Annotated in this window: 24 protein-coding genes; 16 read left to right on the top strand and 8 right to left on the bottom strand. The window is 66.0% G+C overall.

Translation table 11 applies throughout. The features are described from left to right. Positions 1 to 32: 32 nt before the first annotated feature. The 4 genes from wrbA to GAK28_RS01370 all read left to right on the top strand — a co-directional run bounded on the left by wrbA (position 33) and on the right by GAK28_RS01370 (position 3,287). The gene (gene wrbA, locus GAK28_RS01355; protein WP_291773995.1) at positions 33 to 635 is read left to right on the top strand and encodes an NAD(P)H:quinone oxidoreductase; all 603 of its coding nucleotides are present in this window, start codon (positions 33 to 35) and stop codon (positions 633 to 635) included. Then, the gene (locus GAK28_RS01360) at positions 632 to 970 is read left to right on the top strand and encodes a DUF2069 domain-containing protein (protein WP_291773997.1); all 339 of its coding nucleotides are present in this window, start codon (positions 632 to 634) and stop codon (positions 968 to 970) included. Before wrbA ends, GAK28_RS01360 begins: the two co-directional genes overlap by 4 nt. Before the next feature lie 112 nt (positions 971 to 1,082). After that, complete coding sequence (locus tag GAK28_RS01365; protein WP_291773999.1) at positions 1,083 to 2,762, top strand: acyl-CoA dehydrogenase family protein; 1,680 nt, start codon at positions 1,083 to 1,085, stop codon at positions 2,760 to 2,762. 39 nt (positions 2,763 to 2,801) lie between these two features. Further along, on the top strand, positions 2,802 to 3,287 hold the full coding sequence (locus GAK28_RS01370) for an asparaginase domain-containing protein (RefSeq protein ID WP_291774001.1): 486 nt from the start codon (positions 2,802 to 2,804) through the stop codon (positions 3,285 to 3,287). Positions 3,288 to 3,289: 2 nt separating this feature from the next. Here GAK28_RS01370 and GAK28_RS01375 read toward each other — a convergent pair whose 3' ends face one another. The 3 genes from GAK28_RS01375 to GAK28_RS01385 all read right to left on the bottom strand — a co-directional run bounded on the left by GAK28_RS01375 (position 3,290) and on the right by GAK28_RS01385 (position 7,910). Next, positions 3,290 to 4,630: a S8 family peptidase gene (locus GAK28_RS01375; protein WP_291774003.1), complete on the bottom strand. Its 1,341-nt coding sequence runs from the start codon at positions 4,628 to 4,630 to the stop codon at positions 3,290 to 3,292. 214 nt (positions 4,631 to 4,844) lie between these two features. Then, positions 4,845 to 5,876: an L-glyceraldehyde 3-phosphate reductase gene (mgrA, locus tag GAK28_RS01380; protein ID WP_291774004.1), complete on the bottom strand. Its 1,032-nt coding sequence runs from the start codon at positions 5,874 to 5,876 to the stop codon at positions 4,845 to 4,847. Between the two features lie 240 nt (positions 5,877 to 6,116). Next, entirely contained in the window at positions 6,117 to 7,910 is a 1,794-nt protein-coding gene (locus GAK28_RS01385) for a M4 family metallopeptidase (RefSeq protein WP_291774005.1), read from the bottom strand. Between the two features lie 368 nt (positions 7,911 to 8,278). Here GAK28_RS01385 and GAK28_RS01390 point away from each other — a divergent pair, with 368 nt between their 5' ends. Further along, a complete protein-coding gene (locus tag GAK28_RS01390; RefSeq protein WP_291774006.1) occupies positions 8,279 to 8,782 on the top strand; it encodes a DUF4279 domain-containing protein in 504 nt (167 codons plus the stop codon). Here the strand turns inward: GAK28_RS01390 and sufT are convergent. Continuing rightward, positions 8,734 to 9,291 (bottom strand): putative Fe-S cluster assembly protein SufT, encoded by a 558-nt coding sequence (sufT, locus tag GAK28_RS01395; protein ID WP_291774007.1) that lies wholly within the window; start codon positions 9,289 to 9,291, stop codon positions 8,734 to 8,736. The two genes, GAK28_RS01390 and sufT, sit on opposite strands and share 49 nt — an antisense overlap. Positions 9,292 to 9,479: 188 nt before the next feature. On the opposite strand from sufT, the gene GAK28_RS01400 reads away from it, so the two are divergent. The 8 genes from GAK28_RS01400 to dnaE all read left to right on the top strand — a co-directional run bounded on the left by GAK28_RS01400 (position 9,480) and on the right by dnaE (position 17,529). Then, complete coding sequence (locus GAK28_RS01400; protein WP_291774009.1) at positions 9,480 to 9,920, top strand: hypothetical protein; 441 nt, start codon at positions 9,480 to 9,482, stop codon at positions 9,918 to 9,920. A 98-nt stretch (positions 9,921 to 10,018) separates the two neighbouring features. Beyond that, positions 10,019 to 10,642: an RNA polymerase sigma factor gene (locus tag GAK28_RS01405; RefSeq protein ID WP_291774011.1), complete on the top strand. Its 624-nt coding sequence runs from the start codon at positions 10,019 to 10,021 to the stop codon at positions 10,640 to 10,642. Next, entirely contained in the window at positions 10,639 to 11,022 is a 384-nt protein-coding gene (locus tag GAK28_RS01410; RefSeq protein ID WP_291774013.1) for a hypothetical protein, read from the top strand. Before GAK28_RS01405 ends, GAK28_RS01410 begins: the two co-directional genes overlap by 4 nt. A gap of 5 nt (positions 11,023 to 11,027) precedes the next feature. Next, positions 11,028 to 11,627: a DUF3106 domain-containing protein gene (locus tag GAK28_RS01415; RefSeq protein ID WP_291774016.1), complete on the top strand. Its 600-nt coding sequence runs from the start codon at positions 11,028 to 11,030 to the stop codon at positions 11,625 to 11,627. Between the two features lie 61 nt (positions 11,628 to 11,688). Next, the gene (locus GAK28_RS01420; RefSeq protein WP_291774018.1) at positions 11,689 to 12,261 is read left to right on the top strand and encodes a nitroreductase; all 573 of its coding nucleotides are present in this window, start codon (positions 11,689 to 11,691) and stop codon (positions 12,259 to 12,261) included. Beyond that, complete coding sequence (locus GAK28_RS01425; RefSeq protein ID WP_291774020.1) at positions 12,249 to 13,148, top strand: 5'-3' exonuclease H3TH domain-containing protein; 900 nt, start codon at positions 12,249 to 12,251, stop codon at positions 13,146 to 13,148. Before GAK28_RS01420 ends, GAK28_RS01425 begins: the two co-directional genes overlap by 13 nt. A gap of 125 nt (positions 13,149 to 13,273) precedes the next feature. Continuing rightward, complete coding sequence (locus GAK28_RS01430; protein ID WP_291774023.1) at positions 13,274 to 13,858, top strand: NUDIX hydrolase; 585 nt, start codon at positions 13,274 to 13,276, stop codon at positions 13,856 to 13,858. 125 nt (positions 13,859 to 13,983) lie between these two features. Next, positions 13,984 to 17,529 carry a DNA polymerase III subunit alpha gene (dnaE, locus tag GAK28_RS01435; protein WP_291774025.1) on the top strand — a complete coding sequence of 1,182 codons (3,546 nt, stop codon included), beginning with the start codon at positions 13,984 to 13,986 and terminating at the stop codon, positions 17,527 to 17,529. Positions 17,530 to 18,196: 667 nt separating this feature from the next. Here the strand turns inward: dnaE and GAK28_RS01440 are convergent. The 4 genes from GAK28_RS01440 to GAK28_RS01455 are packed head-to-tail and all read right to left on the bottom strand — an operon-like array spanning position 18,197 to position 21,066. Beyond that, positions 18,197 to 18,904: a hypothetical protein gene (locus GAK28_RS01440; RefSeq protein ID WP_291774027.1), complete on the bottom strand. Its 708-nt coding sequence runs from the start codon at positions 18,902 to 18,904 to the stop codon at positions 18,197 to 18,199. Continuing rightward, on the bottom strand, positions 18,883 to 19,584 hold the full coding sequence (locus GAK28_RS01445; RefSeq protein ID WP_291774028.1) for a hypothetical protein: 702 nt from the start codon (positions 19,582 to 19,584) through the stop codon (positions 18,883 to 18,885). The genes GAK28_RS01440 and GAK28_RS01445 overlap by 22 nt, the downstream gene beginning before the upstream one ends. Before the next feature lie 28 nt (positions 19,585 to 19,612). Continuing rightward, positions 19,613 to 20,332, bottom strand: coding sequence for a hypothetical protein (locus GAK28_RS01450; protein ID WP_291774030.1), 720 nt, complete (start codon positions 20,330 to 20,332; stop codon positions 19,613 to 19,615). 14 nt (positions 20,333 to 20,346) lie between these two features. Continuing rightward, positions 20,347 to 21,066: a hypothetical protein gene (locus GAK28_RS01455; RefSeq protein WP_291774032.1), complete on the bottom strand. Its 720-nt coding sequence runs from the start codon at positions 21,064 to 21,066 to the stop codon at positions 20,347 to 20,349. Between the two features lie 323 nt (positions 21,067 to 21,389). Between GAK28_RS01455 and GAK28_RS01460 the strand changes: the two genes are divergently transcribed. The 3 genes from GAK28_RS01460 to tilS all read left to right on the top strand — a co-directional run bounded on the left by GAK28_RS01460 (position 21,390) and on the right by tilS (position 24,517). Continuing rightward, positions 21,390 to 22,346 (top strand): acetyl-CoA carboxylase carboxyltransferase subunit alpha, encoded by a 957-nt coding sequence (locus tag GAK28_RS01460; RefSeq protein ID WP_291774034.1) that lies wholly within the window; start codon positions 21,390 to 21,392, stop codon positions 22,344 to 22,346. Positions 22,347 to 22,475: 129 nt separating this feature from the next. Continuing rightward, positions 22,476 to 23,219, top strand: a complete 744-nt coding sequence (locus tag GAK28_RS01465) for an NYN domain-containing protein (RefSeq protein ID WP_291774036.1) — start codon at positions 22,476 to 22,478, stop codon at positions 23,217 to 23,219. Then, positions 23,216 to 24,517, top strand: coding sequence for a tRNA lysidine(34) synthetase TilS (gene tilS, locus GAK28_RS01470; RefSeq protein WP_291774039.1), 1,302 nt, complete (start codon positions 23,216 to 23,218; stop codon positions 24,515 to 24,517). Before GAK28_RS01465 ends, tilS begins: the two co-directional genes overlap by 4 nt. Positions 24,518 to 24,519 lie beyond the last annotated feature (2 nt).

A 24,519-nucleotide genomic window follows, 5' to 3' on the forward strand; every position in this document is an offset into this window, starting at 1 on the left:
CGAGACTAGCGCCTTCGAAAAGGCGACCATCCATGTCCCACGACGTTCTCGTACTCTACTACAGCCGTACGGGCCACACGGCCCAGCTCGCCCGCCTCGTGGCGCGCGGCATCGAGGAAGTACCGGGCATGCGTGCCCGCCTGCGCCAGGTACCGCCGGTGGCGCCGGTCACCGAGATCGCCATGCCGCCCGAGCCCGAGGAGGGCGCGCCCTACGTAACCCGGGCCGATCTGGTGGAATGCGTAGGCGTGGCGATGGGCAGCCCGACCCGGTTCGGCAACATGGCCGCGCCGCTGAAGCATTTCCTCGATACCACGGGCGCGGAATGGGCGTCCGGCGCCCTGGCCGGCAAGCCGGCGGCGCTGTTCACCTCCACCAGCACCATGCACGGCGGCCAGGAATCCACGCTGCTGACGATGGCCCTGCCCCTGCTCCATCACGGCATGCTGCTCGTGGGCATTCCCTTCACGGAACCTGCACTGAGCACCACCACCAGCGGTGGCACGCCTTATGGCGCGAGCCACGTTGCCGGTCACCGTGGCGACCAGGCCATCACCGAGGTGGAGCGCGAACTCGCGCGCGCCCTGGGTAAGCGCCTGGCCGACATCGCTCGCCGCCTCGGTACGCCTGCATGATGGCAACCGCGACCGTCACGCAGAAGACCGGCCTTGTCGCCTGGGCGGGGCTGCTGGCGGTGCAGGTGCTGTGGTACTCGCTGTACGTGCCCGTCTCGATTCCGCGCTGGGTGGCTTTCGCGCTCGCCGTGCCACCGCTGCTGCTGCCGCTGCTGGCACTGCCCAACGTCACGCGGGCGTTGCTGTGGGTCGGCATCCTGTCGTTGTTCTACTTCTGCCATGGCGTGTCGGAGACGTGGAGTTCCAGCGCCGATCGCTGGCTGGGCATCCTGGAGATCGCGTTCGCCCTGCTCCTTATCGGCACGCTCGGGGCCGGCGTCCGTCGACGCCGCTGATCGTTCGGCATACCGCCGGTACGCTTCCTGCGGCGATGTTGCGCAGCGTCTCGACCTCCACCGGTCGCCGGTGCAGGCTAGGCTGTGACTATCGACGACAGAGGACCGCACGATGGGATTCCTTCAGGACTCGCCGCGACTGGCCCACCCGTTCCGCAACGATCGCCTGCTAGGCGCCTGGCTCGCCCACACGTTGCCCGATGAACGCTTCTCGGCGACCACACCCGACCTCGTCGCACTGGGCGACTACGCCGTCGCGGCGTGGGACCGGCGCCAGCGCACGCCGCGCACGGAACCCGTCCTCACGAACTGGGATGCCTGGGGCGAGCGAGTCGACCGCATCGCCCTGACCCCTGCGTGGGAGGAAGGCCCAGGCATCACCACCCGACACGGTGTGCTTGCAGCGGGCCACGAAACGACGCCATGGGCGCGCACTGAGCAATTCGCCCGGGTCTACCTCTACCATCCGGCCAGCGAGTTCTATTGCTGCCCGCTCGCCATGACCGACGGTGCCGCCACCGCGATCCGAGCTTCAGGCAACCAGGCGCTTGTCGACCGCGCCCTGCCGCATTTCCTCAGCCGCGAAGCGTCCTCGTTCTGGCTCTCTGGCCAATGGATGACCGAAACACGGGGCGGCTCGGACGTGGGCCGCACGGAAACCGTCGCGCGCCGCGACGCCACCGGACAGTGGCGGCTTTACGGCCGCAAGTGGTTCAGCTCGGCCGTGGTCGGCGAAGCCGCCCTTGCGCTGGCGCGCCCCGAAGGCGCGGGTGCGGGAACCTCGGCGCTCGCGCTGTTCTATGTGGAAACCAAGGACGAACACGGCGCCTGGCAAGGCATCACGATCGACCGCCTCAAGAAGAAGCTGGGCACCCACGAACTGCCGACCGCCAAGATCCACCTCGACGGCCTCCCGGCGACGCCAGTCGGACCGCTGGAGCACGGCGTAAGGCAAGTCACGCCCATGCTCAATATCACGCGCACATGGAACGCCATCTGCGCGATCTCCAGCATGTCGCGCGCGATCGCGCTGGCCCGCGACTACGCCTACCGACGCCAGGCCTTCGGCGCCCACCTCATCGACCAGCCGCTGCATGCCCGCACCCTGGCCGACATGCAGGCGGAGTTCGAAGGGGCGTTCTCGCTCGCCTTTTATGTCGCCGAACTCTTGGGACGTACGGAACAGGGCGCCGCCTCGCCACGCGACACCGCCCTGCTGCGCCTGCTGACGCCCCTGGCCAAGCTGTGGACGGCCAAGGCGTCCATCGCCGTGGTGTCCGAGGCGCTGGAATGCTTCGGTGGTGCGGGCTACATCGAGGACACCGGCCTGCCCCAGTTGCTTCGCGACGCCCAGGTCTATGCGATCTGGGAGGGCACCACCAACGTCCTCTCCCTCGACATGCTGCGCGCCCTCGGCGCGGGCGGCCTGGCCCCGCTACGCGAAACCATCGGCACGCTGGTGCCTGCGGGATCGGACGCTTTGCGCCCCATCCATGCGGCCCTCGACGCCACGGAGGCCCTGCTCGGCGACGTCGCCGCTGACCGAAGCGCCTTGGAAGCCTCGGCTCGCGGCATCGCCTTCACGCTGGCCCGGACCATGGCAGCCGCGCTGCTCGTCCGCTCGGCGGGCTGGGGTGAGGCGGCCGGCGACGGACGCCCCATGGCCGCCTGCCGACGCTTCATCGCCCGGGGGCTGGACCGCCTGTTCCTGCCCGAGGGCGAGGACGACGCCATGCTCGCCCAGGACCGCCCTAGCGAGCCGACTGCCCGGAAGGTGTGGGCGGCCATGTAGAATGGCCGCCCCGCTCCACGCCAGCTCCAGGTCACGCCCATGCAGCACCTCACCATCGTCACCACCGGCGGCACCATCGACAAGGTCTACTTCGACGACAAGTCGGACTACCAGATCGGTTCGCCCCAGATCGGCGACATCCTTACCCAGCTCGGCGTGGCGTTCCGTTTCGACGTGATCCCCATCCTGCGCAAGGACAGCCTCCACGTCACCGATGAGGATCGCGCCCTCATGCGCAGCACCATCGAGGCTCAGCCGCATCGCCACGTGCTGGTCACGCATGGCACCGACACGATGGTGGAGACGGCCAAGGTGCTCGAAGGCATCCCGGGCAAGGTCATCGTGCTCACCGGTGCGCTCAATCCGGCCCGCTTCCAGGGGTCGGACGCCGTGTTCAACATCGGCTGCGCCGTGGGCGCGGTGCAGACGCTGGCCGAAGGCGTGTACATCGCCATGAACGGTCGCGTGTGGGACCCGAAGACGGTCCGCAAGAATCGCGAAGCCAACCGCTTCGAAGCGGTCTGAGCTCAGGGCGTCGCGCCGCGACGCTCTCGATCCTCCACCACCGCATCCACCGTCGCGCCTGCGTCCATGACACCGGCGCCACAGCCTTTCGGGCACCGCCCCTGCACGGGGCGCGCGTTGTCGACGAGCTGCTGCCCCACCTCGTCGACACCTATCGCCGGGTCGGCCGAGCGCATCAGCGCGACCAGCCCCGCCACCTGCGGCGCGGCCATCGACGTACCCGCCAGGTAACCGAACACCGGACGGGTTGCCACGGTTCGTCCCAGATCCAGCGCGGACACGATGTCGTCACCGCGAACGCCCGACTTCGAGCCGCCCGGGGCGGACAGCGTCAGGCCGTCGCCGTGATTGGAATACCAGGCCTGGGCGCCGTCACGCCCCAGCGCGCCCACCGAGACGACACCCGGACAGTTGGCGGGAGCGAAGGCGGACGCTTTTACTCCGTCGTTGCCCGCCGCCACCACGACCACGCTGCCCCGTTCACGCGCCGCAGTGATCGCCGTCGCCAGCGCTTCACCACACGCACCCTGACCGCCGAGACTCAGGTTGATCACATCGGCTCGACGTTCGACAGGAGGAACGCCTTCGACATCGCCACCTGACGCCCAGGTGATCGCGTCCACGATGTCCGATGTCCAGGCACCGCACATGCCGGCGACCCGAACGGGAAGCAGCATCGCCTCCGGCGCCACGCCAACCATGCCGTAGCGGTTGCCGCCACGCGCCATCGCCAGCCCGGCCACATGTGTGCCATGCCACGACGACGGACGCGCCAGCGACGAACCACAGTCGCCGGAATCGCGCCAATCGCCTTCGTCGGTCGGATCGGCATCACGTCCATCGCCGTCCCGCGCCTCATCGGCGTCGGACAGGAAGTCGTATCCCGGCAGCAGGCGTCCGGCGAACTCGGCATGCGGCACGATGCCCGAATCGATCACGGCCACGACGGCACCCACACCGCGCGTGTGGCGCCAGGCCACCTCGACATCCGTCCCGTAGCGAGGATCGTGCATGTACCACTGGCGACGCCATAGCGGATCGGGCATCGCGGTCAGCTGTAGCAAGCGGTCTTCTTCGATGGAGACGACGCCCGGCATCGCCGCCAGCGCGGACGGGTCGGCCGAGTCCTGTTCGTAGAGGGCGTCACCTGTGGCCAGGCGACGTATCGGTTGCACGGGCTCTCGCATCAGGGCGGCAGAACGACGGGCGCGTCCGTGAAGCGACGTCGTGGCCGGTGGCATGTAGTCCGGGGCAAAACGCACGATGAAGCGGGTCGTCGCGAACGTGTCGGTGGTGCATGACACGGTCAAGGCGATGGCGAGTGTCGATACGAAGCGGCGCATGTGAGGTGTCCTTGAGGGAAACGGACGTCACACGTTAGTTATGGCTTCTATCCTGGGGGATCGTCTTCGCCTGAGGGGTCGTGTCGGTGGGTTATTTGGCGGGGTAGTGGGCGGCTTCCATACTTCGTGGGCTGTCGCGCGCAAGGCGCGCTCCTACAAGGGAGCGAGGCTGCTCTTTTAGGAGCGCGCCCTACGCGCGACCGGTCCAGAAATATCAAAGCACGGCAGACTCACGCCAGAGGTCGGTGCCGCCGTCGACCGCGTAACGGTCGATCTCGACCAGTTCCTCCGTCGAGAACGACAGCTTCGACAGCGCACCAAGGGAGTTGTCGAGCTGCTCGACGGTGCGCGCACCGATGAGGGCCGACATCACGCGCGGATCGCGCAGCACCCAGGCGATTGCCATCTGGGCCAGCGTCTGGCCGCGGCGTTCGGCGATGGCGTTGAGCGCGCGGATGCGGTCGAGGTTCTCGCCGCTGAGCATGTTCTTTCGGAACGAGCCGTCACGCGTGACGCGCGCATCCGACGGCACGCCACCGAGGTACTTCGATGTCAGCAGACCCTGCGCCAGCGGCGAGAAGGCGATGCATCCCGTGCCCAGTTCTTCCAGTGTGTCGAGCAGGCCGTTCTCGATCCAGCGGTTGAACATCGAGTAGTTCGGCTGGTGGATGAAGAGCGGCACCTTTTCTTCGGCGAGAATCGCGGCGGCCTTGCGGGTCAGTTCGGGCGAATAGCTCGAAATGCCGACATAAAGAGCCTTGCCCTGGCGATGGATATGGGTGAGCGCGCGCATGGTCTCTTCCAGCGGCGTGTCGGGATCGACACGGTGCGAATAGAAGATGTCCACATAGTCCAGCCCCATGCGACGCAGGGACTGATCGAGACTGGCGACGAGGTACTTGCGGCTGCCACCGATGCCGCCATACGGACCGGGCCACATGTCCCAGCCGGCCTTGGTGGAAATGATCAGCTCGTCGCGATACGGCGCGAAATCGCTCGCCAGTACGCGGCCGAAGTTCTCTTCGGCCGAACCTGCCGGCGGACCGTAGTTGTTGGCAAGGTCGAAATGCGTGACACCGCGGTCGAACGCGCGGCGCAGGATGGCACGACCGGTCTCGAATACATCGGTGCCACCGAAGTTCTGCCAAAGGCCAAGGGAGATCGCCGGCAGGTCGATGCCGCTCCTGCCGCAACGGCGGTAGGGCATGATGTCGTCGTAGCGATCGGAGGCGGCGCGGTAGGACATGGAGAAACTCCCGTAGACAAGGCCGCCATCGTAGCAACGCCGCTCACCTGCGTACCGGCCGGCCATTCAAGGCAACGATGAGCCGGGCTCAACAAAAGCGCCTCACCCCCGCGGTTGTAGGAGCGCGCTTGCGCGCGATTCAGGGTTACCGCGAGCCCCATCGCGCGCAAGCGCGCTCCTACAGACACAAAAAAGCCCGGGCGTCAGCCGCCCGGGCTTTTTATCGTGCTTGCGTACGATTTACTGGACAGCCTTCAGCGTGACGCCCGTGAACGCCGAGTAGCCACGCACCTTGATGTAGTACGTGCCGGGGGTCGACACGGTCAGGGTGCAGGTCTCGTTGTTGCCGGCGACGTACGGACGGCAGTCGTAGGTCGTCGTGGTCGGGGCGGCGCCACGACGCACGTACAGGTCGGCGTCGCCGGTGCCACCGGCGATCGACACGACGAGGGTACCCGCCGCCGCGTTCACCGAGTAGCTCAGCTCCTGGTTAGCGCTACCGGCCAGGCCGGTCTGGTTCAGCAGCACGGTACCACCGGTGCCACCCGAGCAGCTCACGCCCACCGCCGCGAAGGCGGAGGTCACGTCGGCCTTGGTGAAGCCAAGGTCCTGCGCGGCGGTTTCGACACCGCAAGCGCCGCTGTTGAAGGTGCTGTTGGCCTGCCAGTAGAGCTTGTTGGCGCGAGCCATGGCCTGGAAGGCGGTCTTGGTGTTCCAACCAGTCTTCTTGGCCAGCAGGCAGAACGCCTTGTTGTACACACCCGAGGAGTAGTGCACATCGAGGCTGCTGGTGTAGTTGGCGGCGTTGTCGATCGAGCGACCGTCCTGGGTCGGGTTGCACATGTAGCGCAGCGCACCGTTGCCCTTGAAGATCTCGGCACCCACCAGCCAGTCGTTCACACCGTTGCGGTCGTAGTACTCGACCGTCTCGCCGGCCATGTCCGAGAAGGCTTCGTTCATGCCACCGGACTGGCCGCTGTAGGTCAGGTTCGAGTTCTGCTCGGTGTAGCCATGGCTGATTTCATGGCCGGTCACGTCGAGCGCCACCAGCGGATAGAACGTGCTGGCACCGTCGCCGAAGGTCATCGAGCTGCCGTCCCAGAAGGCATTCTCGTAGCTGGTGCCGTAGTGCACCTTCATGACCAGCACCATGTTCAACGGCGGCGCGCCGTTGTAAGCCTGGTACATGTCGTGGACCACGCCACCGAAGTGGTGCGCATCATTGATCGGGCCGTAGGCACCGTTGATGGCGTCACCGCTGGAGTTCGGGCAGGTGAAGGTCCACAGCGTGCCGGAGCCCGACGTGGCGTGGTTCATGTTGTACGAACGCACGTTCGCGTTCTGCGCCGTACAGCTCGTACCCGACTGGGTCACGTCGAGGTAGGCCAGTCCGTTGGCGCCCCAGGTGTACTGGCCGGTCTTCTGGTTGCCGCCCGGGCCGGTGGCGTTCGCGTAGGTCAGGCCGTCCCACTGCGAGATGATCTCGCCGGTGTTGGCATCGACGAAGGCCGTCGGACGCGACGGATGGTCACCGCCGACGAAGAACGAGGTGAGGTAGACCAGACGGGCGGGCGCGCCGTCCTGCGGATAGACGTAGAGATCGGCCTTCGCGTTTTCCGGCTTGGCGGCGCTCAAGGCGGTGGCGTTGCGGGCCAGCGTAGCGATGGCGCGGGTCTGGTCGAGCTTCGGCGACACCGAAGCGATATCGACCTGCAGGTCGGACGAGACCACGCCGTTGGCGACGAGGGCATTGCCCTGGGCATCCTGTTCCACGGCGATGGTGTGGCCGAAGACCGGCACACCCTTGAAGGTCTGCTGCATGCGGACGGTCTGGGTTCCCCGGACGGTGGGTGCCGACGCCTTGGCGACGAAACCGTTGTCCGACGACAGACCCAGTTTCACGGCCAGCTGCGATACCGGTGCGGCGCCCAGGCTCTGTGCCTGGAGCGCCTGCTCCGATGCCGCCGAGGCGATTGACGTACCCGCGATCGCCAGCGAGGCGACAAGGAGTTTCAAGCGAACATGACGTGCCATTACGTTCCTCCTCCAGGAAAGGGCCGCACGAAACCATTGCGGTCGGCGGACCACATTCCGAAACGATATGAAAGTCGCGCCGGATGGCGCGAAGCCCGTACAGATGCAGCAAACCCCGTGCTGATCCGATGCGCCGCCTTTTTCCTGTAGTCCCTCGCAAGAGCGGAGCGGAACCGGAACAAGGGCACATCGGCGATGCGTCGCGTCGATGCCCCACGGAGCCGACCGCTGGCCTCCCCGCCAGCAGTCCTTGTCAACCTAGCGCAAGTTATCGCGGACGACTACCTAGGGATTTCCCTAGTCATGGGAAAAAAGCGATGCTAGACACATCGCCGTCGCACGAACTTGCCGTTAAAGGGGAAAGGTCCATGATCGACACGACGACAGCGGCCGACGATCTTCACGATCGTGCGCCGCGCGTACGCGCCTCGTTCCGACTGACGTCGGAGCGCCATCTTGTCGATCACCTCAAGGACGAGTTCGGTTTCGACGCGGCGCGCACCTGGCAAAAGGGCGACCTGGACGACACGCGCATCAACCAGCGACGCGCCCACGGCTGGTGCCTGCCCATGCCCGAATGCGCCACTTACTCTACCGACACGGCGTTGCGTGAACTGCTCGACGCGTTGCGCCCGCGCCAGGACGCCATCGTCGCGGCCATACGCGCCCTGGAACTGGACGCGCACTTCCACCTCGAGGTGGACGTACACCCGGGCCACCTTCCCGCCTGTTTCTGGTCGGAAGGAAACATCCGTGGCGTGGCCGCCTACGGCGCATCGCTGCATGCGCAGCTTTTCGACGCACCGTCGGAACGGCGGGTGGATCAGAGCATGCCGGTTTCGAGCTTGGCGGCATCCGACATCATGGCGTGATTCCAGGGCGGGTCGAACACGAGATCGACATCCGCCTCGATCACGGTGGGAATCATCTCCAGCTTGGTCCGCACATCGTCCACGAGGATATCGCCCATGCCGCAACCGGGCGCGGTCAAGGTCATCTTCACGTAGGCCTTGCGGCCGCCTTCTTCGCTGGTTTCCAGGCTGACGTCGTAGACCAGTCCCAGCTCCACCACGTTGATGGGAATCTCAGGGTCGAAGCAGGTGCGCAACTGCTGCCACACGAGCTTTTCCACGTCCTCGTCGGAGGCGTCGTCAGGCAGCTCGATCGGGCGCGGCGGCTCCTTGCCCAGCGCATCAGCGTCGTTGCCGGCGATGCGGAACAGGTTGCCTTCCACGTAGACGGTAAAGCTGCCGCCCAGGGCCTGGGTGATGTAGCCGATCTGCCCGGCCGGGAGCGTGACCGTCTCTCCCTGGGGCACCATGACCGCCTGGCAGTCGCGCTCTAGGGTGAAGGGTTCGCTGCTGAGGCTGAAACCGCTCATGAAAATCCTGTGGGGGGCCGCGCCGCGGCCGCGAAGTCGACAATTATGCGCTGGCAGGTGGCCTGCCGTAAGCGTTTTCCTACAGGTCGGGGCGAGGGCCTCGCCGCTCAAGGGCACGATCCGCCCACAGCGGCTATGATGCGCGCTTTGCCCGGATTCCCCATCCATGCCCATCCCGAGCCCGATCCATGGCGGTTGATCCCGCCCGCCGCCTCGCCAGCGTGCTGTTTGGCGCTGTCTGCGCCGTGGTGTTCGGCTTCGCGGCCGGTGTCGTCTGGATGGTCCCCTGCATGATGTTCGGGCGTGCCCTACCCTCCCTGGTGCTCCCGGCCGGGTGGTTGCTCGGGTTGGTGGTGCGCCGCTGGCTGCGCTTCGATGGTGTCCTGGGCGCGACGCTGGCGGCCCTGGCCACCCTGGTGGCCGCCGCTTATACGGCCTGCCTCGTCGTGGCCGCCACCATTTCCGGCATGATGGGCGTCGGCTTCGTCCAGGCCATCGCCGACGCCGGCCCGGGCATGCTGCTGGGGCTGGCGCGGATCGCACAGGGCCCCTCGGAACTGGGACTCTACGTGGCTGGCGCACTGCTGGCCGCCATCACCGCCCTGCCCATCAAACGCTCCCGCGCCTGACTTCATGACCGGTAAATGCCGCCTCGATCAGGATAAACGCAAGAAATCCCGTCAACCGGCGCTGGCCGATCGCGTTTAGCGGAGTGAACCAAGGCGTTATGGAGCACGAGGATGGCAAGACTGACGAAACGGACGACGCCGTGAACGGCTCGCTCGCGCTCGACACCGCCTCGCTCGAGGACATCCGCGACGTTCCCGCGAACATGAACGCTTTCCTGGCGGGCATCGAGCGTCGGGCATGGCGCATGGCGGAAATCCACCTGGGCAACCGTGACGACGCGATGGATGCCGTCCAGGACGCCATGCTCCGCCTCGTCAGGCACTACGGCGAAAAGCCCGCTGGCGAGTGGACTCCATTGTTCTGGGGCATCCTCCGCCGCCGCATCGTCGATTTGCAGCGCCGTCGGAAGGTCCGCTCGATCGTGGTCGGCTGGATCGGCGGTGGCCGGGACGACGAAGGCGACGAACTGCCCAGCTGGGATCCGGCCGACGACGCGCCCGACCCCTCGGCGCGATTGCAGGACTCGCAGGCCTACTCCGACATTGTCGGTGCCCTGCGCAGGCTGCCCAGGAGCAAGCGAGAGGCCTTAACCTTCCGCGTGATGGAAGGTCTCGACGTGGCGGAAACGGCCGCCGCGATGGGCTGCTCGGATGGCAGCGTGAAGACACACCTTTCGCGCGCGATGCATGCGCTGCGCGATCAACTGGAGGCATGGCGATGAGCCAGTACGATCGAAACATCGAACGTCGCGCCCGGGAGCTTTACCTGCGGGCCAGCCGGGACGTGGATCCGGCGACGGCTGGGCGCCTGCGCGCCGCCCGCCGCACCGCCATGGCCGGCCCCCGCGAATCCATGGCCCGACGCCTGCTGATTCCGGCCAGCGCCTTTGCCATGGTCGCCCTTGCCACCCTCATGGTCTGGCAGCCGGGTGGTGGCGGCAACGCCGTGGAATCCTCGGCCATCGGCCAAGTGATGGAAAGCGAGTCGCCGAGCGACCTCCCGCCCGATGCCGACAGCGCCGATCCGAGCCTGTACCAGAACCTGCAGTTCTACAGCTGGCTGGCCTACAACGACGCCCCGTCGTCGTCTTCGCACAAGTGATAGCCATGCGTCGCCTCGCTCTACCGCTCACCGTGCTGCTCGTCTTCGCCGCGCCCCTGGCGGCAGACGCGCAGGACCGGCCGCCCCCGCCGTCACATGGCGAGATGCAGCCACCTGCGGGTCCGTTGCCGTCGCCGCGCGCGTGGAAGGACCTCTCGCCGCAGGATCAGGACATCCTCAAACCGCTCGAGCACGACTGGGACGGCTTCAAGCCCGAAAAGCAGTCGCGCTTCCTGGGTAAGGCCCTGCAATGGCGCTCGTTGCCGTCCGACCGGCGCGCCGAGATCCGCGACCGCATCGACCACTGGCAGAAGATGACACCGGAAGAGCGGGCCCAGGCCCGGGCAAACCATGAGAAGTTCAAGGAACTGACGCCCGAGCAGCGCCAGAAGCTGCACGACGCCTTCGAACGCTTCAACCACCTCTCGCCGACGCAGCGCCAGGCGATCGAGGAAAAGTGGCGCAACCAGACGCCGGAACAGCGTCACCAGTGGGTCGACAACCTCGGCCCCAACGATGCCCTGCCGCCGCCTCCGCCGCCCCCGGGTGGGCAACCCCCACCGCATGGCGGTTATCCGCCGGCCCCGCCTCCCTCGGCCCGCTGAGCCCGGCCCACGGGCAGGCACCGGCCCAGCGGCGATGCGCTCCAGGCGGTAAGATGGGTGGATGAGCACATCTCCCCTCGACTTCCTCCTCGAGCGCCGCTCGGTCCCCTCGCGCCAGCTCACCGAACCGGCCCCGGACGACGCGCAGCTGCGTCGTCTCATCGATGCCGCGATCCGTGTGCCCGACCACGGCAAGCTCGATCCCTTCCGCATCCGCATCCTGCGCGGCGACGCCAAGCGCGAGTTCGGCCGACGGCTCGCCAGGCGCGCCGTAGAGGCCAATCCGGACCTCTCCGACGCCAAGCGCGACAAGGAGCGCAACCGCTACGAGCACGCGCCCCTGGTCCTCGTCGTCACGGCGAAGATCGACGGCGACAGCAAGGTGCCCGAGCTGGAGCAGCAGATCACGGCCGGGTGCGTAGCCTACAACCTCATGCTCGGCGTGCAGGCCCTGGATTTCGGCGCGCAGTGGCTCACCGGGTGGGCCGCCTACGATCGTGAGGTCGCCAAGCTGCTCGACATGAAGAAGAGTGAGCATGTCGTGGGCTTTTTGCACATCGGCACGCCGTCGATGGTGGCACCCGAACGCGAGCGCCCGCGCTACGACGACATCGTCAGCGAATGGACTCCGTGAGCGGCGATTCCCTCGTCCACCTGGTGGACGGCAGCCTCTATGTGTTTCGCGCCTGGCATTCGATGCCGGACGAGTTTCACGACCACGAAGGTCATCCGGTCAACGCCGTCCACGGCTTCACGCGGTTCCTTTGCGAACTGTTGGAACGCAGCCGGGCGGAGCATATCGCGGTGGCTTTCGACGCGTCGCTCACCACCTCGTTCCGCAACGCGATCTACCCCGCCTACAAGGCGAACCGCGAACTGCCGCCGCCTGATCTCGAACGCCAGTTCGGGGTGTGCCGGGAGATCGCCGCCGCGCTCGGCCTCACCGTCCTGAACGACCACCAGTACGAGGCCGACGATCTGATCGGCAGTGCCTTGTGGGGCCTGCGCGTGCACGGTTTCCGTGGCGTCATCGTCTCGGCGGACAAGGACTTCGGCCAACTCCTCGGCGAACACGACGAGCAATGGGATTTCGCCAAGAACGTGAGGTGGGGCCCCGCCGGGGTGTTCGAACGCCTGGGCGTGCATCCTCACCAGGTGGCCGACTACCTCGCCTTGTGCGGTGACGCCGTGGACAACATCCCCGGCGTACCCGGTATCGGTGCGAAGACCGCCGCCGCCCTGCTCGGTCACTTCGGCAGCCTCGACGCCGTGCTCGAACGCATCGACGAGGTGCCTTACCTGCGCATCCGTGGCGCCGCGGCTTGTGCGGCACGACTGCGCGAACATGCGGACCAGGCCTTGCTCTGCCGTCGCCTGACACGCATCGCGCTGGACATCGCCGTCGCCGAAACGGCGGACGCCCTGAGCCGCCGCCAAGGCGACGTCGCGACGATCGACGCCCTCTGCGAGCGTCTTCGCTTCGGCCCCCTGACCCGCACCCGCCTGCGCGCCCTCCTGTAGGAGCGCGCTGGCGCGCGATGGGATGTGCGACACGCCTGGATCGCGCGCCTGCGCGCCCCTACCGATAGGCGGGCGTCACATGGACGCGCTACCCTTGTCAGGATCGACCCCATCCGGAGCCGCCCATGCAGCACAGTCCCCTGCCCCACGCCTCGCCGATCCCCGACGATGCCAACCTGCCGGAGGAAACCCTGCACAAGGCCAAGTGGCTCACGCTGAAGAAGCGCGGTCGCTGGGAGTACGTCGAGCGCAACAACCCCGGCGGGGCCGTGATCATCCTGGCGGTGACGCCCGAAGATAAAGTCATCTTCGTCGAGCAATACCGCGTGTCGATCCTGAAGAACACCATCGAGATGCCGGCCGGCCTGGTCGGCGATCTGGCCGGGGCGGAAGACGAAGATGTCCTGGTGGCCGCCAAGCGGGAGCTGGAGGAAGAAACCGGCTACGCCTGCGGCCACATCGAGTTCGTCCATGAAGGCCCGTCCTCGTCCGGCATGAGCACCGAAATGATCGCCTTCGCTCGCGCCTGGGACCTCGTCAAGGTCGGTGCGGGCGGCGGCGACGAGACCGAGAACATCATCGTCCACGAAGTGCCCCGCACCGAGGCAGGCAAGTGGCTGTTCGACCGCGCCGCCGAGGGTTTCTCGATCGATGCCAAGCTCTTCGCGGGCCTCTGGTTCATCGACCACCCCGAGGCGCATACTCGCTGAGACGCCGAATCGGCTCGCCCACCCCGCCCAGAAAACCCGGGCGGGGCCGTTTTTCGGTCCTGTCAATTCTTGCCCCGTCCCCGTCCCCCGGTTAGCCTTTCCAATGGCCTACACCGGCGCCGTTCATGTCCGTCCGCTTCGCCCATCTTCACCTTCACAGCGAATACTCGCTGGTCGACTCGACGATCCGCATCAAGCAGCTGATCGCCGCGTGCGTGCGCGCCGGTATGCCGGCGGTCGCGCTCACGGACGAGAGCAACATGTTCGGCTTGGTGAAGTTCTACAAGCAGTGCGCGGCGGCGGGCATCAAGCCGATCGGTGGCTGCGATATCTGGGTCTCCAGCCCCGACGATCCGCGCCCCTGGCGGCTCACGCTGATCTGCCAGAACCGCGACGGTTACCTGAATCTCTCTCGCCTGGTCTCCCGTGCCTGGCGTGAAGGCCAGGGTACCGGCCGCGCGCTCGTCGACGCCGCCTGGATCACTCCGGACAGCGTGCATGGCCTGATCGCCATCGCCGGTCGCGAAAGCGAGGTAGGTCGTGCCGCCCTGGGCGCCGGGCTTCAAGCCGCGTCGGCCCGACTATCCTTCCTGCGCCGCCTGTTTCCGGAACGCCTCTACCTGGAGCTGACCCGCACGGGCCGCGACAACGAGGAAAACTGGATCCGTGCGGCGATGGCGCTGGCTGGCGAACACATGCTGCCCGTGATCGCCAGCAACGACGTCCGCTTTATCGAACGCGCCGGCTTCGAATCGCACGAGGCGCGTACCTGCATCAACCAGGGACGCGTGCTCGCCGACCCCAAGCGGCCGCGCGACTACAGCGAAGAGCAGTACTTCAAGTCCTCCGAGGACATGGAGGCCCTGTTCGCCGATATTCCCGAGGCGCTCGAGAACACCATCGAGCTGGCCAAGCGCTGCAACCTGGAACTGGAATTTGGCACGTACTACCTGCCGAACTTCCCGGTGCCCGAAGGCCACAACCTCGACACCTTCATCCGCGAACAGGCCCAGAAGGGTCTCGAGGAGCGCCTGGAGGCCAATCCACTGGCGGCTGGCAAGACGCGCGAGGACTACCAGGCGCGTCTGGACCGCGAAGTGGACGTCATCATCCGGATGGGCTTCCCCGGCTACTTCCTTATCGTGGCGGACTTCATCAACTGGGGTAAGCAAAATGGCATCCCCGTCGGCCCCGGCCGCGGTTCGGGTGCGGGTTCGCTCGTCGCCTGGGTGCTCAAGATCACCGACCTGGATCCGCTCCAGTTCGAGCTGCTGTTCGAGCGATTCCTCAACCCTGAACGCGTGTCGATGCCCGACTTCGACATCGACTTCTGCATGGATCGCCGCGATGAGGTGATCGACTACGTGTCGCGCAAGTACGGCCGCGACCACGTCAGCCAGATCATCACCTACGGTTCGATGGCCGCGAAAGCGGTGCTACGCGATTCCGGCCGCGTGCTCGGCATGGGCTACGGCCAGGTCGACCGCATCGCCAAGCTGATCCCCGCGCGCCCGCTCGACCTCACGCTGTCGTGCGCGTTGGGTCGTTCGGAAAAAGCGAAGAAAGAACCCGAGCGCATCGTCAAGGATTTCTGCGACCTCTACGAAAACGAAGAAGAGTCGCGCACCCTGATCGACCTGGCGCTGAGCCTGGAAGGCCTCACCCGAAACGCCGGCAAGCACGCCGGTGGCGTGGTGATCGCGCCGACGCCGCTGACCGACTTCGCCCCGCTCTATTGCGAACCCAGCGGCGAAGGCGTGGTGACGCAGTACGACAAGGACGACGTGGAAGCCGTGGGCCTGGTGAAGTTCGACTTCCTCGGCCTGCGCACGCTCACCATCATCGACTGGGCCGTGAAGGCCATCAATCGTCGCCGCGAGACCACGGGCGAAGAACCGCTGGTGATCGAGACGCTGCCGCTCGACGACCCCAAGGTCTACGATCTGCTGAAGAAGGCGCAGACCGTCGCTGTCTTCCAGCTCGAATCGCGCGGCATGCAGGGCATGCTCAAGGACGCCCAGGCCGACCGTTTCGAGGACATCATCGCGCTGGTGGCGTTGTACCGCCCCGGCCCCATGGACCTCATCCCCAGCTTCTGCGCCCGTAAACACGGCAAGGAAGCGGTGGAATACCCCGATCCGCGCGTCGAACCCATCCTGAAAGAGACCTACGGCATCATGGTCTACCAGGAGCAGGTGATGCAGATGGCGCAGATCGTGGGTGGCTACACCCTCGGTGGCGCCGACCTGCTTCGCCGTGCCATGGGTAAGAAGAAAGCCGAGGAGATGGTCAAGCATCGCGCCACCTTCCGCGAAGGTGCCGCGAAGGATGGCATCGACGGCGAGAAAGCCGATGCGATCTTCGACCTCATGGAGAAGTTCGCGGGCTACGGCTTCAACAAGTCGCACGCGGCCGCCTACGCACTGGTTTCCTACCAGACCGCCTGGCTGAAGGCGCATTACCCCGCCGAATTCATGGCGGCAACGATCTCCTCGGACATGGACAACACCGAAAAGGTGGTGACCTTCCTCGACGAGACGCGCGCCATCGGCATCAAGGTGCTGCCGCCGGACGTCAACGCGTCCGAGTGGATGTTCGAAGCGGTGGAATCGCGCGTGGTCCGCTACGGCCTGGGCGCGATCAAGGGTGTGGGCCAGGGCATCTGCGAGGAGATCGCCGCCGAGCGCAAGGCGCGTGGTCCCTTCAAGGGCCTGGTCGACTTCTGCCAGCGCATCGGTTCGAACAAGCTCAACAAACGCGTGATGGAAGCGCTGGTACAGTCCGGCGCGCTCGATGCGCTTGGCGAGAACCGCGCTACGCTCGTGATGCACATCCCCGAGGCGATGCGTGCGGCCGACCAGGAAGCCAAGAACCGTGTGTCGGGCCAGGTCGACATCTTCGGTAGCGCCTTCGGCGACGCCGAGGCGCCCAGCATCATCGAGCTGTCGGGCTCGATGCCCGAATGGCCGCTCGAACAGCTCCTGCAAGGCGAGCACACCACGCTGGGACATTACCTTTCCGGTCATCCCACCGATCCATGGAAGGCCGAACTCGGCCAGCTTTCTAGCTGCCCCATCGGCGAGATTCCCCAGCGTTACCAGCCGCCCCGCCCTCGTCGTAACGATGACGACGAAGGCGCCAGCCGCTTCCGCCGTGGCCCGGAAACACCGTGGACGGTGGCGGGCATGGTCGTCGGCATGCGCAAGCGTGGTGACAGCGACGCCTTCGTGCAGATCGAGGATTCAACGGGCCTGCTGGAAACCAGCTTCTTCCGTGAAGTCTTCACCGACGCGGCGCCGCTGCTCACGCGCGGCAACATGATCGTGATCGAAGGTGGCCTGCGCATCGACGATTTCGCGGGCGGCTACCAACTGCGCGCTCGCAAGGCCTACTCGCTCTCCGATGCGATGGAGCACTTCGGCCGCCTGCTGACGCTGAAACTCAACGGCGTCGACCCCGATTTCCCGAAACACCTGAAGCAGGCGCTCATGGGGTATCGCGGCGGACGCACGCCACTGCTGCTGGCTGGCTACCGCAACGAGGTCGGCCAGGCCAGCATGGAGCTGGGCGACGCCTGGCGCGTCCGTGCCCTGCCCGACCTCGTACGCACGCTACGGACCCTGCCTGGGGTGCTTGGCACGGAACTGCGCCTGGTCCGCCCGTCGGACTAGGTTGTCTCCCACTAGCTGGTGCAGACTCACGGAAGACACCGCGAGTCTTTTGCCCCCTTTGTTTCCATCCCGCCTGAAGACGACTTTCAGGCGGGCTCCTTCGGGCACCGACGAAACTCTCATGCCCAGTGCATAGTCTCGCCATGGCGAGCCATCGGGCACCACGGTCATTCCTCGGGACTCCAGAAGGTCACCGTTCGGGGCAAACAGTAGTAAACCAACCGAGAGGGTGCCTCCGGGGGCATCGAGATTCGCCACGGCGAATCGCAGTGCGAAATTACCCCGCTGCTGGGGTCCGATATCCATCGCACTCAGCTCCTGCCAGATGGCGTGCCCATTCGCCGGCAAGACGGAGCCCCAGCGCCCATCGTGCTCGATGCCGAGGTTGTTGTAGCGATCGGTCGCACTCCAGTAAGCAAGGTGACTCCATCGCAACGCGCGCGTACCGACGTTCCGAAGTTCCGTGAAATCCCCATTTTTCAGGAGAAGGCTGCACTCCCCTCTGAACGTCTCCTCCGCATGCGGCGGGCAAGGCGTCGCTATGACGCCGCTGCAACCCAGGGCGAAAAAACTCGCCATGCACCACGCCCGATACCGGCGCGTCCTGATCCTTGTCATACCCATGCTCCCTACTCGTGCCATCTCGTTAGTCATGCATGCCATACGGTCAGTCACCGAAATCGAAATCGACGACTGGCTGAGTCAATACCGTGCGATGGAGCGTCACGCCATGCAGGGCGAATTGTCGCCCGGACAGGTTCTCCAGCACGATCGTCATCGACTTCGCGGCGGGAAAAGGCGTGGCGTTCACCTCCAGCTTCATTTCGCCCTTTTGCTCCATCTCCGCTGAACCATTCGCCACGACCTGGGAACTCGCGAGAACATGGCGGTTCTCGTCTCTCAGCAAGACACGTAACTTCAGTGATGAGGCGTCATCAGGTAATCCGTAGGAGGCACGAACCGTATAGACGACGCCCTTCGGCGCGCGTGCGTAGACCACCTCGGGTGTGCCCAGGTCGAGGGTCTGGAAAACTAGGTCACCGGGCTTGTCCAACTCGAAAGGTCGCACAAAGTGACGCTTCGCATGGCTGCCGCCCATCCGCTCGCGGTAGGTCCACGGTTCGATGTGATCCTCGATGGTATGTGTCGGCGAGAGATTGAACTTGAGCAGCGCATCGTCGTGTTTGTGCACATCGCCCGCCGGGCCGCCGAAATTACCGTTAGGCACGGCAACGACGTACGTCTGTTGATATGGAATGCCGCCCACGGCATGGCCGGAGAAGGACATCAGCGCCAGGGGAGCGACCAGCATGGCCGCCACGAGGTCATGTCTTTGCATGTCGATCTTCCTGTTCAGTGAAACGAGGTCAGCCACGACCTATCCGCCGCCTCGTCGGCACGTACGATCTCCACACCTTTCACCGCGACCGGGCCATCGGCCGCCTCCACGTTCACCTCGACCTGGATCGCGTCGGCCGTCTCTCCGGCGGGAACGAGCACCCAGGTGAGCACGGTCCTGCCGATACCGCCCGGCGTCGGCCGTCCGATGGTCGCGCCCCCTTCCGATGCGTCCAGCGACACGCCACGACGCTGCACGCTCGCCTTCAAACCGACACGGGCTGCGCCACGGACCGGATCCACATGAGCACGGACGGCATACACCACGTCGTGCATCGGCGGCAGGTCCTGCGCCGGCAGGGGAATCACCTGCGAGAGGCCGTCACCGGGGTGCCCGATGGCGAAGGACGTTTCGGCCGTACCGTGCTGGTAGCGATGACCGCTGCCATCCACGTAGTGCCACGGCGCGACATGCTCGGCCACGCTGTGTCGAAGCGGCTCCGGCTCCCAGGCACCACCCCACGACGCCCTGTGGAAGAGTGCATCGTCGAACGGTCCGGCCAACGAGCCATTGGGAACATCGACGCGACACGTGTCGCTCCATGCCGCGCCCTCGCACGATGGCAAACGGTCGATCGCGGCGGCTTGCGCCGTGCCGACGGAAAGGGCGATGGCCGCGTAGCAGACTACGCGAGTGATGTGCATGTTCTTTTTCATGATGTCGTTCCTTCGACAGATGAGAGGGTCAGGGAGACCAGCGTCTGATGCGTGACGCCGTGGGATCAGGTTGCAGTTCGGGTACATAGGCGTCGGGATGAGCGCGAACGATGAACACGTCATCGATCGATGTCGCGCCCCAACCCGCCTGGACGGCGATGGAAATGCGCAGGTCGGTCGCCATGACGCCTACCGGCGCTTCCACCCAGCCCACCAGCTCACGCGACGCCGTGCTTGACGGCGATCGCAGTTGCACCGTCCGATTAGTGGATGCCACAGCGCGATCGGTGTCGAGCAACGTCAGCTCCATGCGTACGTCGTTGGCGCCGCTCCAGGCGCCGACATGCGCATGCACGGTGTAACCGACGGTACCGCGTGCGGGCGGCAACGCGATCGACTGGGTGATGGCGTCGCCGACGCTCTTGAGAACGATATCGTCGGCGGCTTCGGCCAAGGCGTATCCCGTACCGGCATGGTCGAGGTACACCCATGGCGAGATGTGCTCCGCGACACTGTGCGGCCATCGCCAGAACTTCAGCGGTTCGTATCCATGGGTGTACACGCCATCGTCTTCCGGCCCTTCGAAGTCGCCGTTGGGTACCGCGATGCGACAGGTTCGTTCAACCGATACGCTCTCGCAGGTGGGCAAGCGCCCCACGCCGGGATGCCAGGGCACGTCGTTGGACGCCGCATGGAGGCCGGTGGTGCCACATAGGCCGAATAGGATCGAGAGAGTCGTTCTTTTCATCATCGTCTCGCCCCTCATCCGTCAGGATTCAATTCAGCCAGCATGGCGTCCGCCGGCGAGCGAACCAGGAAAACGTCGTCCACGACGACGGGGGCTCGTCCGCCCTTCGCGGCACCTGCGGCGATGTACAACACCCCCGTCCTTGCCTGGGTCGCGGGAACGATCAACGAGGCAAGCACTTCCTGTCGCGGTGCACCGACACCCCGCGATACCGCCTCATAGCGGATGCTTCGATCCACTGTCGATGTGCCGTCGGTCAGGAACAGGCCGATCGCGGCGTCGGCGATGTCGATGTCTCCTCGTGCATGGGCATGCAAGGTGTAGCGCACGTCGCCTCGCGTACCGGCTGGCAGGATGTCCTTCAACGCATAACGCTGGCTCACGCGATCACCCGGCGAACGAAGCATGAGCGAGGTTCCGCTTGCCGGACCATCGAGCCAGGCCGCATTCGACGACGTGGCGTAGTGCCATGGAGCCAGATGCGCCCGGATCGAGTGCGTGCCCGGATGGACCGACCACCATGAGAATTCACCATGGTTGTAAGGGTCGCCAGCGGGGCCAGCGAAATCGCCATTGGCGACGTCGACGATACAGGTATCCGTCCAGGTCGCTCCTGCGCACGAGGGCAACGCGGACAGCCGCGCATGACCCGGCACGTCCGCCGCGACGGCCGCACAGGAGATACCGGCCACGCACAGGCCGCTCAGGAGGGCTCGCCGCCCTGTCCTTTTCATTGGGATCGATTCCTTTCGTAGGGGAGATGACCACGGCGCGCTGGGGATACGGCCATGGCATGCGGAAGGCGTCCGCGGAATGCATTGAAACAGGCGACGTCAGCCTTTTGGGCGCGGACTACCCATTGCAGGAAAAAGGACTACACGCAAAGACGTAATAGGCCCCGCCCGATGCTCCCCGACCGGCCCGGAGTCTGGCCGACCATGAATAATCTCAACAGGTTCATTGACTTGCGAACGCATGGCCGACCATACTGCCGCGCACACCACCCCGGTCGCAGGGCGGCTATAATGACCGGTCTTGCCCGGATGCTCCGTATTCCATGAATCCCAACTTCCTCGATTTCGAACAACCCATCGCCGAACTGGAAGCGAAGATCGAAGAACTCCGCCATGCCAGCAGCGGCCAGGCGTTCAACATCGATGAGGAAGTGTCCCGGCTGCGCGAAAAGCTCAAGCTGAAGACGGCCGAGATCTTCCGCAATCTCGCACCCTGGCAAGTCAGCCAGGTGTCGCGCCACCCTGGGCGGCCCTACACGCTCGACTACATCCAGGGCATGTGCGAGGAATTCCACGAGCTCAAGGGCGACCGCATGTTCGCGGACGACCAGGCCATCGTCGGTGGCCTCGCCCGCATCAATGGCCGCTCGATCATGATCGTCGGCCACCAGAAGGGCCGCGACACCAAGTCGAAGGTCAAGCGCAACTTCGGCATGCCCCGTCCCGAGGGTTATCGCAAGGCGCTGCGCCTGTTCAAGATGGCGGAACGCTTCAACATCCCCGTCTTCACCTTCATCGACACCGCGGGTGCGTGGCCCGGCATCAATGCCGAGGAACGCGGCCAGTCGGAAGCCATCGCGCGCAACCTGCTCGAAATGGCCGAACTGCGCGTGCCCATCGTCTGCACCGTGACGGGCGAAGGCGGCTCCGGTGGCGCGCTCGCCATCGGCGTGGGCGATCGCACCCTGATGCTCCAGTACTCCACCTATTCGGTCATCACGCCCGAAGGCTGCGCCTCGATCCTCTGGAAGAGCGCCGACAAAGCCAAGGACGCCGCCGAGGTCATGGGCCTCACGGCGCCTCGCCTGCTCGAGAACGGGCTCATCGACAAGATCGTGCGCGAGCCGCTGGGTGGTGCCCACCGCAATCCGCAGGCCATGGCGGTCCGCCTCAAGGCGGTGCTGCTCAACCAGCTCGACGAGCTGGAAGCCCTGTCGGTCGACGCCCTGCTGGAGCAGCGCTACCAGCGCCTGCGCCGCTACGGCGCCTTCACCGAGTAAGCCGCCTCCGCTTGATCACATCCGCCCCGTTCATCGGGGCGGATGCGTTTCACGGGTACGCCAACGGCCCCACGCGGACGTGACGCCTCTGCCTGTACCATCGCCGCATCCCATCCTGTGGAGCCGGCCATGGCCACCGACGTCACCGACAAGCTCGCCGTGCTGATCGATGCCGACAACGCGCGTCCCGCGATCGTCGATGGACTTCTCGCCGAAATCGCCAAGTACGGCACCGCCCACGTCAAGCGCATCTATGGCGACTGGACCGGACCCAATCTCAATGGCTGGAAGAGCGCGCTGCTCAACCATTCCATCCAGCCGATCCAGCAGTTCGCCTATACCTCGGGCAAGAACGCCACCGATTCGGCGATGATCATCGACGCGATGGACCTGCTGTATTCGGAACGCTTCGACGGCTTCTGCATCGTCTCCAGCGACAGCGACTTCACGCGCCTCGCCTCGCGCATTCGCGAAGCCGGATTGATGGTCTACGGCTTCGGCGAGACCAAGACACCCAAGCCCTTCGTTTCTGCTTGCGACAAGTTCATCTACACCGAAGTGCTCGTTGGCACGGAGGAGGATGAAGACGAGGCGATGCCGGCGCCACGCACGGCGAACGAACTGCGTGGCGATTCCCGCCTGATGAACCTGCTGCGCAACGCGATCGGCGCCGCCTCGGATGAGCACGGCTGGGCGGCGCTCGGCGGCGTCGGCAGCATCCTCAGCAAGCGCTCGCCTGATTTCGATTCGCGCAACTACGGCTATGCCAAGCTCAGTGGCCTGATCAGCGGCATCGGCCTGTTCGACGTGGAAGAGCGCCAGTTCGGCAATGCCAAGCACCTTTACATCCGCCAGCGCGCCAAGGGCAAATGAGTCGTACGTTATCCGCCCATCTCATCGCCCGGCTCGACGGCGTGGCGGCCATTCCGCTGGTGGTGGCCTACAGCGGCGGTCCCGATTCCACGGCGTTGCTCCACGCCCTGGCGACGCTACCGTCGCGACCGACGCTGCGCGCGATCCATATCGATCACGGCCTGCATGCCGAGAGCGGACTGTGGGCAATGCATTGCCGCCGATTCTGCGAATCGCTGGGCGTGCCGCTCGCGGTGCGCCGTGTCGCCGTGGATCTCACCACGGGCGAAGGCATGGAGGCTGCCGCGCGTCACGCGCGCCGCGCCGCGTTCGTCGCCGAACTGGCACCCGGCGAACGCCTTGTGCTGGCCCATCACCGCGACGACCAGGTCGAAACTGTGCTGCTCAAGCTGCTGCGTGGTGCGGGCCCGGAAGGGCTGGGCGGTATGCGCGAGTTACGCCCGCTCGGTGCGGGGGAACAGTGGCGCCCGCTGCTGGACCTGCCCAGGCAGGCGCTGCTCGCCCACGTCGCCAGCCATGCGCTGGACACCGTGCACGACCCCTCCAATGACGATCCGCGTGTCGCCCGCGCCTACCTGCGGTCCAGCGTGATGCCCGCGCTGGCTTCGCTCTGGCCACAGGCCGCGCGCAGCATCGTGCACAGCGCACGACTCTGCCGTGAGGCGGCGGACACCCTCGAAGAGGCCTGGGCCGTCGATCTCGCCTCGCTGAAGGCAGCCGATGGCAGTCTCGACGCGGCCGCCTGGCTGGCCCTGCCTCCCGCCCGACGCGCACCGGCCCTGGATCGCTGGCTGCACGACGCCGGGCTCGAAGCGCCCACCACCGCGCAACGCGACGCGTTGGAACGACAGGTCGGCGAAGCCTCGATCGGCCGCCTGCCCATCGTCGGCTGGCAGGGCACCGAGGTGCGGATGTGGCGTGGGCGGCTGTGGGCGCTACGACGCCCGCGCTCTTTCTCCCAGGCCTGGACCGCGCCATGGCGAGGTGAGGCGCTGGATCTTCCCGGTGGCGGGCGTCTTGCGCTTACCCACGGGCGCCTCCCTCATGCGCTGACGGTCCGCTATCGACACGGCGGCGAAACCCTCCGCCCAGTCGGCGACCGGCACACCCGCGAACTGCGCGACCTGTTCCAGCGCGACGGCGTGCCACCGTGGGAGCGGCCGTGCATGCCCATCGTGGTCGATGCGGACGACCGCGTCCTCGCCGTCGCCGACCGCTGGCTCACGGATGAGGCCCTGGCATTGTTCGACGTCGCAGGTGGCCGCCCAGTCTGGCGACGGTACGACCAGCCGGGCTGAGC

It is taken from the genome of Luteibacter sp., from assembly GCF_009912395.1.
Classification (GTDB): Bacteria; Pseudomonadota; Gammaproteobacteria; order Xanthomonadales; family Rhodanobacteraceae; genus Luteibacter.